The sequence below is a fragment of the Streptomyces sp. UW30 genome (assembly GCF_008042075.1).
GTDB lineage: Bacteria > Actinomycetota > Actinomycetes > Streptomycetales > Streptomycetaceae > Streptomyces.
The window spans coordinates 1-9825 of record NZ_RDBN01000118.1; the positions used below are offsets into that span (position 1 = coordinate 1).

General features: G+C 69.4%; 8 protein-coding genes. 1 reads left to right on the forward strand and 7 read right to left on the reverse strand.

What is annotated here, in order from left to right; genetic code table 11:
* A partial coding sequence (locus EAO75_RS44640) for an ABC transporter ATP-binding protein (RefSeq protein ID WP_148000849.1) occupies positions 1 to 745 on the forward strand: 745 nt, incomplete at its 5' end.
* A gap of 126 nt (positions 746 to 871) precedes the next feature.
* Here EAO75_RS44640 and EAO75_RS44645 read toward each other — a convergent pair.
* From EAO75_RS44645 to EAO75_RS44680, 7 genes are all read right to left on the reverse strand, one after another.
* Complete coding sequence (locus EAO75_RS44645) at positions 872 to 1819, reverse strand: M56 family metallopeptidase (RefSeq protein WP_148000850.1); 948 nt, start codon at positions 1817 to 1819, stop codon at positions 872 to 874.
* The gene (locus EAO75_RS44650) at positions 1816 to 2199 is read right to left on the reverse strand and encodes a BlaI/MecI/CopY family transcriptional regulator (RefSeq protein ID WP_148000851.1); all 384 of its coding nucleotides are present in this window, start codon (positions 2197 to 2199) and stop codon (positions 1816 to 1818) included. Before EAO75_RS44650 ends, EAO75_RS44645 begins: the two co-directional genes overlap by 4 nt.
* 367 nt (positions 2200 to 2566) lie before the next feature.
* A complete protein-coding gene (locus EAO75_RS44655; protein ID WP_148000852.1) occupies positions 2567 to 3904 on the reverse strand; it encodes a hypothetical protein in 1338 nt (445 codons plus the stop codon).
* Between the two features lie 189 nt (positions 3905 to 4093).
* The gene (locus EAO75_RS44660; RefSeq protein WP_148000853.1) at positions 4094 to 5323 is read right to left on the reverse strand and encodes a sensor histidine kinase; all 1230 of its coding nucleotides are present in this window, start codon (positions 5321 to 5323) and stop codon (positions 4094 to 4096) included.
* A complete protein-coding gene (locus EAO75_RS44665) occupies positions 5313 to 5990 on the reverse strand; it encodes a response regulator transcription factor (protein ID WP_148000854.1) in 678 nt (225 codons plus the stop codon). The genes EAO75_RS44660 and EAO75_RS44665 overlap by 11 nt, the downstream gene beginning before the upstream one ends.
* A 468-nt stretch (positions 5991 to 6458) precedes the next feature.
* Complete coding sequence (locus EAO75_RS44670; RefSeq protein ID WP_148000855.1) at positions 6459 to 6785, reverse strand: PepSY domain-containing protein; 327 nt, start codon at positions 6783 to 6785, stop codon at positions 6459 to 6461.
* Between the two features lie 876 nt (positions 6786 to 7661).
* A complete protein-coding gene (locus EAO75_RS44680) occupies positions 7662 to 9770 on the reverse strand; it encodes an alpha-L-fucosidase (protein WP_187284859.1) in 2109 nt (702 codons plus the stop codon).
* Positions 9771 to 9825: the final 55 nt, after the last annotated feature.

Here is a 9825-nt window from a genome sequence, read left to right on the forward strand (position 1 = left end):
TTCCCCACCACCGGCCCGCGAGAAGGGAACCGTCCTGACCGTGCGCGGCGTCAGCGCCCACCACGGAACCGGACGCTCCCGCCGCATGGTCCTGGCCGATCTGGATCTCGACCTGCACCCCGGCACACTCACCGCGGTCGTCGGCCCGTCAGGATGCGGCAAAACCACACTGATCCGAGTCCTCGCCGGCCTGCATGAACCCACCCGCGGCACCCTCACGCTCGACAGCACACCGCTCGCCGGCCTGTACCGGCGGCGCACCCGCGACCAACGCCGCCGCATCCAGCTCGTCCCGCAGAACCCGCTCGGCGCCCTCAACCCCGCCCACACGATCGGCGCCACCCTCACCCGGCCGCTGAAACTCCACTTCGACCTGCCCACCGACCAGTGCGACACCCGCGTCGCCGAACTCCTCACCGCCGTCGGACTCCCACCCGACTACGCCCACCGCCGACCCCACGAACTCTCCGGCGGGCAACGCCAGCGCGTCTCCATAGCCCGCGCCCTGGCCGCCGACCCCGACGTCCTGCTGTGCGACGAGGTCACCTCCGCCCTGGACTCCACCACCGCGGTCGGCATCATGAACCTGCTCGCCTCCCTGCGCGCCGAGCGGGGCCTCGCGGTCGTCCTCGTCACCCACGACCACAACCTGATCGCCGGCCACACGGACGACATCATCGACCTCGCCGCGTCCGACGATCAGGCACCCGCTGCTGGGCGAAAGGCAAGGCTGATCCCCAGCTGAGCCAAGCGAGCACGCGACCGCGCGCGGTCCTGCGCGGACACCCCTTACCGGGCCCTCGAATGCGGAAGTGGCGGCCCCCAAGGGATGAGTCCCTGGGGGCCGCCACATGCTGAATCGGCTTGTGGGTCAGCTTCCGCGTACCGCGATGGCCGCGTATTCCACGTACTCGTGCAGACCATAGGCCAGGGCGAGGGCCGCCAGCCCCGAGACGGCCACGGTCACCGCCAGGCCCCAGGCGCCCGCACGGCGAGTGCCCCCCTGCGGTGCCGCCGGCTCGGGCAGGAGCAGCGCCTCGACCCGCTGGGGCACCGGCCCTGTAGTCGCCGACAGCAGCGGGTAGCCGCCACTGGCGTGCCGCTTCTGCGAGGCTCCGGCCAGGGCCGCCCTGGCGATGGCCGCAGCCGCCGCCTTCCGGTTTCCCACGACGGCCGCCGCCACTTCATCCGCCCATCGCTCGAGGTGGAACGCCAGCGGCTCCCTCAGGCTCCGCACCGCGGGGTGGACAGTCGTGGACAGGTCGACCACAGCCGACAGCAGGTGATGGCGACCGGACAGGTGGGCGCGCTCGTGAGCCAGCAGCACCTCACGCTCTCCCTGCTTCAGGGCCCGCACCATTCCCGAGGTCACCACGACCCGGCCGCTGCGCCCTCGGTATCCGGGCAGTGCGAAGGCGTCCACATCGCTCCCCGCCACCACCAGCAGATCCCCGTCACCGGTTCCCTCGGCAGCCGACTGCCAGGCGCGCCGGAGCAGGGAACGGTGCTGGAACCACCTCCGCACCAGCAACACAAGCTGGACGAGCATGACCGCGCCTGCCGAGCAGGCCAACGGGAACGCGGCCGGCCACACCTCCAGCACACGAGCCAGGGGCACCTGCTCCAGCGACGCGAGGAACGGCACATGGAACAAGCCGACCAGCGCCGCGATCGTGCCGCCGACCATGAAGACCGCCGCGGCCGTCAGCATCCAGCACGCCTCCCGGGGCGGAAGGACGCCGGCCAGACGGCGGGCAACCACGGAAGCGCCCCACGGAAACGTGAGGGCCAGCACGACCAGAACCAGTACGTAGGTCACCCGGAGCCATCCTCGGCCTCAAGAAGCAGACGCCGCAGCGTCTCCTCGTCGTTCTCGGACAGAGCGGACACGAACCGCTTCAGCACCAGGTCACGACGCGGTTCGCTCTCCAGCTCACGGCGCATGCGCCCCGCAACGAGCCCGGCCGCGTCCTCCACCGGCTCGTAGGCGAAGCCCCGGCCCGACGGGATCCGGCGCAGCGTCCCCTTCTCGTAGAGCCGGGTCAAGATGGTGGCCATCGTCGTCCTGGCCAGGCCCGTGCCGAGCACCGCGTTGACCTTCTGCGCGGTCATCGGCTCACCTGCCTCCCACAGCACGGCCAGCACATCCGCGACGAGCTCACCATGCGGACGTCTGTCGTCCGGGCGCTTGTCCGACATCTCTCTCCCGTCCTCCGGCATCCTCGGCCGGTACGGCTTGCGCACCCACCCCACGATCGTCTACATCTACGTAGACAAAAGCACTTCTAAGGTATGCCTAATCTACCGGTCGACGGGAGTGGGCCGGGAGCGCACCGACCCGCTGGACTCCTGGTTCACGACCCACGACTCGCCGTTCTCGGGCTTCGGCCGCCGCCGTCACGCCCGGACGATCGGCGCACCGGCCGGCGCAGGACCCTTCGAAGCGCTCCCGGCACCCGGGCCCCCCCTCTGGTGCGGCTTACCGCAGGTCTGCCGATGGAGCCTGCGGCGGGCAACAAGCTCAAGGGTCAAAGCGATGGCCTGCACGCGATTTCCTGTCCTCCAACTACGTGATGTCCTTGGCGAGTTCGGGCGCGAGTCGCTGTATCTCGGCCAGTTCCTTGGCATCGGCTGCCGCACGGAGTTTCTTCAGATCCGTGTCCACCGGCACGGCGTCCGGGGTTTCGTGCCGCACCCGCTCCCATGCGAGCTCCAGGGCCGTCACGTCGCCCGCGACGGCGCCCTCGTTCCCGGCCTTGCCGTCAATGGTCAACTGGCGTGTCCAGAGGGCGAGTCGGTCCCTGTCGACCGTCGGCACGGGCTCGTAGCGCAGTCGCAGGTCCGTCACGTTCTGAGCGACGCGCAGGGCGGGGTCCACCGCCTGCGCACCGTTCCCGGCCTTCTCCAGAGCGGCGAGGTCCCGTTCCATCTGCCGCTCCAGCAGCGCCGGTACGGCGTCGGAGGCGCGGTAGGTGTCCCACGCGGCGCGGACCTCGCGGACGGTGGCGGCTCCGGGCGACTCGTGGGCGGCAACGGCCGCGCGGTCCAAGGAGGTCAGCCGGGCCGGCAGTGGTCCGGGCTTCGCGTCGGTGGGCACCGCGAGCGACACCGCTTCCAGGTCTCCGCCCTTGGTGCCGGTCGAGAACTCCCCGTACCCCGGCGCGAACACCTTGTCCTCGGTCGAGCCGTCCATGTGCAGTTCACGCACGGTCATCGCACCCTGGATCCTGCCGTACGGCCCGTCGACCGTCTGATCCACGGCTCGCACGGTGACTTCCTCGAAGACGATCTCCGGGAGGTTCTCGGGACGGTACACGTCGCCCTTCTCCGGGGCCGCGGGCATGATCATCGCGGGCGGTGCGTGGTGGCGGCCCGCCTGCCAGGTGCCCTCGGTGTCGGCGACCACCCCGTTGTCGTAGTTGAAGACGTCCTCTCCGAGGTACCAGACGGAACCGTCGTCGGCCTGTGCGTACCAGTCGAGGGCGACCTCCTGGATCCGGCCGTCGGAGAAGGCCGCGTACTGGATGATGCGGGCCTCGACCGGCTTGCCGTCCACCTTGATGGTCTTCGTGCCGGGCAGCCGACTGACCTCGGTACGGAAGGGTTTGCCGTCCACTTGACCGCCGTAGATCGTCTGGGTGACCTCGCTGGTGGGGTGCAGCGGGTTCGTGATCTTCGTCGGGTGGGTGAAGCGCGGCTCGGTGAGGTCGGCGCGGTCCGCTGCCGGGGCCGTGGGCAGGCAGGCCTCGCCCTTCTTGCCCGTGGCCGCGTCGACGACGTGCACGCAGGCGCTCGGCCCGGTGGGGCGGTCAGCGGTGTTGGCGGCTCCCGAACACGCACCGGCCAGCAGTGCGGCGGCGGTTACGGATGCTCCGGTCAGCAGGATGCGGCGGTTGGAGTTCATGACGGCCTCCTTGGGACGTAGCCTGCGATGAGCGTCCCGCTGACCCTCTGAAGGGACGCTGAACGAACCTGAATGTGCTGTCAGGCGGCGCGAGATGGGGCATTCGGTTCGTGAGCGGCTGCGGGATCGTGGTGACTAGTCGCGCCCACGCGGCGAAACCGCACAACATCACAGCCCCGCACCCCTCCCTCAGTGGGTGGCCGGCAACCTCACCGTGAAGCGCGCCCCGCCCAGCTCCGGCGCCGTCCCCACCGTCACCGTGCCCCCGTGCGCCGCCACCAGCTCGGCCACGATCGCGAGACCCAGGCCGGCTCCGCCCTCTCTCCTCGCGCGGGCCTCGTCCAGACGTATGAAGCGGTCGAAGATCCGGGCCCGCTCCCTCTCCGGCACTCCGGGACCGTCGTCGTCCACGTCCAGCCGTACGGTTCCGCCGGCCTCGCCGAGCGTCAGGGCGACCCGGGAGAGGGCGTGGCGGGCGGCGTTCTCGCCGAGGTTGCGGACCACGCGGCGCAGGGCGTCCTCATCGCCCAGGACTCGCCCGGCCGAGACCCCGCCACTGTGGACGCGCGGGCCCTTCTGCCGTTCCCGCAGCCGCCGGGCCTCCTCGAAGGCGAGGTCGTCCAGGTCGACGGGGCGCCGCGGTGGGCGGATCGCGTCTTCGTCGGCGCGGGCCAGGAGAAGGAGATCGTCCACGAGGCGCTGCATGCGGACGGCCTCGTCCAGGACCGTCCCGGCCAGCACCCCCGCATCAGCGCGCGCCGGATGGGCGAGGACCACCTCGGCGTGCTGGCGGACCGTGGCGACGGGTGAGCGCAGTTCGTGCGAGGCGTCCGAGACGAACCGCCGTTGCGCCGCCTCGGCCCGTGCGACGCGCCGCAGCGTCCGGCCCACGGCCACCCAAGTCGCGGCGGACGCCAGGACCAGCAGCACGGGCACCCCGACGAGCAGCATCCGGGTGACCGTGGAGGTGGCCTCGGCTACCCCGGCGGGCGTACGGCCGTCCAGGACGGTCAGACGCCGGTCGCCGTCCCGCGCCCCGACCGCCACCACCAGGAACGGGTCCTCGTCGATCGGAGTGTCGACCTGAGTGCTGCCGCCGGGCCGGAGCCGGGTCAGTGCCGGCAGTCCCTCGATGTTCGAGCTCGCCGCGACGACCGTCCCCCGTTCGTCGACAACCTGAAGGAACTCCTCCGCGGGGTCGGCCACGGTCACCTGGGGCACCCCGCGCCCCGCCTCGATCACCCGGGCCACCTCCTGGGCGCGGGCCCGCGCGGCGTCCCGCACGTCATTGCTCAGCTCGACCCGCAGCCCGAGCACCAGGGCGGCGCCTCCGGCGATCAGCGCGAGCCCCACGGCCAGTGCGGCGATCACCGTGGCCCGCACGCGCACCGTCCGCAGGCGCCGCCGCTCACTCGCCATCGGGCACCAACCGATACCCGTGCCCCCGCGCGGTCCGCAGCGAGTCCCGCCCGAAGGGACGATCGACCTTGTTGCGCAGGCGCCGCACATACACCTCGACGATGTTCGGATCGCCCTCGAAGTCGTCGCCCCACACATGGTCGAGGATGGTCCGCTTGCTCACGGCCTCGCCCGTGCGCCGCATCAGGAACTCCAGAACGGCCAACTCCCGTGCCGTCACCTCGACCTGACGCCCCGACCGGGTCACCGTGCGCGCGGCCGGATCCAGCAGCAGGTCGCCCACCGCAAGCACCGCGGGCCGCTCGCGGGCCTCACGCCGCAGCAGCGCCCGCAGCCGGGCGAGCAGCACCGCGTACGAGACGGGTTTGGTGAGGTAGTCGTCGGCGCCGGTGTCGAGGCCCTCGATCTCGTCCCACTCGCCTTCCTTGGCGGTGAGCATGAGGATCGGCGTCCAGTTGCCCTCACCGCGCAGGGTCCGGCAGACCCGGTAGCCGTTGAGGCGCGGCAGCATGATGTCGAGGACGATCGCGTCGTAGGCGTTCTCACGCGCCATCCACAGTCCGTCCACCCCGTCGAGCGCCACGTCCACGGCGAAACCCTCAGCCTCCAGCCCGTCCCTGAGCCCGGCCGCGAACCGCTCCTCGTCCTCGACGATCAGCACGCGCATACGGTCCACGCTACGGGAGCTCCGGGCGGCGACAAGCGGATGCAGTAGTGCAGGCGGAGCACTGTGGCCCCCGCTTCGGAGCCCGGATGGCCCAGCCGCCCGAGCCCGGCGTGACCCTCGACTTCACTCAGTCCCCGCGTCACAGTTCTCACTCCACATCAAGACCGGAGGCGCCCCGAACCCATCGCTTCCCGGGGACAACGCGGCCTCCCGGGGATCTGACCCTCCACATCCACGCACGCGGCCCGGCGAAGTCCCGCTCCGGTCCGAAGAGTCCGAGCTGCTCGCTGGCGCTCACCGGCACCAGGGAGAGCGGCCCTGTCCTGCAAGGCGCTGATGCCAAAGGTCCGGGACGAAAACCGATTCGGCTCCACCAGGACTCCCACCGTCGCCACGGCCGTGGCCATCGACCGGAGCCCTGGCCGGCGCCGCATCGGGCAACGGGCGGTCCGATACGGCGCGCCGGGATCAGCCCTTGTCGCTCGGCTTGTCCCCGCTGTCCACCTTGCTGCCGAGGACCTTGAAGTCCTTGTCGAGGTGTACGTCGGCCTGCTTGCCGTTGTCGAGCGTGACCTCGACCTCGTAGTAGCCCTCCTCGTCGCCGACCTCGGTGTCCGTGACCTTGCCTGCTCCGGTGTGCGCGAGTGCCGCCGCGCTTGCCTTCTCCAGCGCGGGTCCCGAGATGGGTGTCTCGTTGTCGTCACCACCGGTCGTGGCTACGGCGATGCCGGTACCACCGCCGATGAGGGCGGCCGAAAGCACGACCCCCACGATCCACTTGCCCTTGCGCTTCATGCCGCATCCTCTCGCCGCAACCCACGGCCGCCGCGTGCGGCCGAGCTGATTGCCTCAGGGTGCGACAGGCCCACTGAACAGAAGCTGAATGAACCTGAACGAGCTGTCAGCCCTCCGTGTCATGTCGGATCGCCTTGTGCCGGACCGGCACGGCGGGCACCACCGGCAGAAGAAGCAGGCTCAGCCACACGGTCAGGAGCCGATCACCGAGGACAGCCGAGGACTGTCGTGCAGGAACACGGCGGCGCTGACCGCGGCGTTGCAAGCGAGGCCACGCAGCGTCCTCCGGGCGACCGTCGACTTCACGTACGTTCGAGGATCGCCACGCACCCCACATGATGAGTCATCGAGAACGTGTGCGACTGGATCCGTGGAGAGACGCCCCCGGGGGTGCGGGGCGCCCCACGGTGCCCAGCCCTGCTGGGCCTGCCGCCATCCAGGAGTTTTCGATGCCTACCTCCGCCGTGCCCTTTCCCGACGCGACCCCGTTGCAGCCCCGGCCCTTCCGGGCGGTGCGCTACGACGTAGATCGTGTCGGCGACCCGTCCGACCTCCTTGCCCCGCCTTACGACGGCCTCGACCCCGCCCRGGTCCGCGCACTCCAGCGCCACCCTCACCAGATGGCCCGACTGCTAAACGCGGACGCACCTCAGAGCGCCGCCCGCGAGCTGGGGCGCCGGCCGCGACGCGGCTCGAAGGTTGGTCGTGCGCCATCCGGGAGACTGAACGCTATCCAACACGACGGCACCCGGTTCCGCTCTGCGGCTGTGCAGGGCAGGCTGCACAGCCGCAGAGGCCAAGAGCGCATCGCCGGCCTGAAGGCATTCCAACCTACGAGGTAGTTGGCTTAACTCAAGCAGAGGCACAGTAGTGCGGTCACTTCGGAACTCCTCGAACCACGAGTTCACTCAATGAGAGCGGATTCGTCACGGACTCAAGCTGAACGCGAACGTAGTGGCCATGAGTCCCGCTCAGAGGAATGCGCGTGGGGCGTGCGGCCGGGCTGTCCATCCGTATGGCGACCACTCCCGGCATGGTCCGCGCTTCCTGAAGTGAGCCAGTCGTGATCGGTGTCTGCGACACCAGCACCCAGTAGTTCGACAAGCGCTCGGTACAGCAGTCGGACCGGTTCCACACCTCGATGCTGTCCAGGTCGTAGTTCTGGCCGAGATCTACCTGCCACCACGCTTCCGTTGACGGTTCTGCCGTGTGCGTCGTGGAGCTGTCCCCGAAGTAGTCGCCGCCCGTGTTTCCGTCGACGGCGCGGTCAGCAACGCCGCCCCAGGCCGTGGAGGACTGGGTGGCTGCCTTGCCCTGCGCCACGTTCGGAAGGACGACTTCGGCACTGGCGTGCAGATTGATGGTGTGCTTGCCACCCGTGGCCATGGCCTGGAAAGTGACGTGTCCTGGTGRCGCGTTCAGGGGGACGCGGAGCGGGACAATGGCCGTGGAGCTTGTCCCTGGCGAAAGCTTGCTGAAGGCGACGGTGTCAACGGAGTCCCACTCGGCGGGTGTGTTCAGCGTCATCTTGCCGTCGACAGCGCGGCGGCTGAGGTTGGATACGTGGACGAGGGCTTCCACACGGGATCCCACAACCAACCGGTCAGGGAGTTCCGCCCACGCCACGACCGAATCCGAAGGGGCGATCAGGAGCCTATCGAGCGTCAGCTCCAGGGACTCTCCGACGTGTTGCGGCCGCGCCAGCGTCACCGCCACCTCAGTCACCCGCCCGCGCTGGAGCCCGAACGGGCCGACCGCCTCCTGGGTCAGTTGCGCACCGGTCAGCAGCCGTGACTGGTGGCCTACCGTCAGCCGATACAGTCGCTGCGGCTCAGCCTTTCCACGCAGGACAATCTTGACGTCCTGGGAGCGATCCGTGGTCAGGTAGGCCGATTGCCGCACCTCCGTACGTGTGGTTCGCGAGTATCTGCCCGAGTCGGCGTAGCTGTAGCCGTGTGTGAGAGCTGTCGCACCTACCACTGCGGCATGGCTGGTAGCGGGCAGTGACTGCGTGCTTTGCGGAATGATCCGCAACTGCCCATCCATTGCTACGCGAAGGACGGGGAGTATGGCGTCTCGTGGTGTGTCAGGGACGGTGACGACCAGGTCGTCACCGTCGCGGCGCCACTGCAGTCGCTGCGATGAGCCGTCCTCGGTCACCTGCCGTACACCGGTTGCCAGACCGGGCAGCCGTAGTTCACCGGAAGCGGGCCAGCGGGTGACGTGCAGGAACAGATCGCGGTCGTTGACGGTGACTTCGCCCCATGGCTGACCGCCGAAGCGCGTGGCGGACGCGCCCAGGACGGCCTTGGGGTGCTGCTTGAGCCATCGTCCGATGCCGCGAAGGACGTCGGCCTCGAATTCCACGACCGAACCGTCGCCGCGAGGGCCTATGTTGAGCAGATAGTTCCCGCCGCGCGCTCGCACGCTGGTCAGCCCCACCACGAGGTCACGGATCTTGCCGGGCAGGTCGTCTCGTTTCTGCCAGCTGCGGTATCCCCAGGTGTCGTGGTAGATCGAGGCGGGAGTCTGCCATGGCCCGTCGAGCGGCACGGAGGGGACTTCGTTGTCCCCCAGAGTGCGGAAGTCGCCCTTGTTGTTCCACACTCGGCTGTTGATCGCTGCGTGGGGCTGCAGTTCACGGACCACGTTCGCGAAGTCCTCGCTCTGCGCGGCTGTGGGTGCAGACATGTCGAACCAAACTTCAGCGATGTCGCCGTAATGCGTCATCAGCTCGCGCAGTTGCGCTTTGATGACTGGCTCCATGGAGGAGGGGATGGGGTTCTCGTTGCCGCCGTCGAAGGAGTGTCCCTGATGCCAGTCCACCAGGGAGAAGTAGACGCCGAACTTCAGTCCCTGGGATCGACAGGCATCCGCGAGCTGCTTCATGGCTTCCTGTATCCCGGCGAACAGGTTGGTCAGCGTCTCCTCGTCGGCGGCGTAGAACGCCGGTTTCGGGGTCCACGTCTCGACCACAATGTGCATGTTGGCCATCTCCTCACTAATCGCTATCGGCGTGATGCGATCAGCCTAGAAACAC

Coding starts and splice junctions, on each gene's coding strand:
- EAO75_RS44650 (WP_148000851.1), bottom strand. CDS start 2,199: ATGTCGGACAAGCGCCCGGACGACAGACGTCCGCATGGTGAGCTCGTC.
- EAO75_RS44665 (WP_148000854.1), bottom strand. CDS start 5,990: ATGCGCGTGCTGATCGTCGAGGACGAGGAGCGGTTCGCGGCCGGGCTC.
- EAO75_RS44660 (WP_148000853.1), bottom strand. CDS start 5,323: ATGGCGAGTGAGCGGCGGCGCCTGCGGACGGTGCGCGTGCGGGCCACG.
- EAO75_RS44655 (WP_148000852.1), bottom strand. CDS start 3,904: ATGAACTCCAACCGCCGCATCCTGCTGACCGGAGCATCCGTAACCGCC.
- EAO75_RS44670 (WP_148000855.1), bottom strand. CDS start 6,785: ATGAAGCGCAAGGGCAAGTGGATCGTGGGGGTCGTGCTTTCGGCCGCC.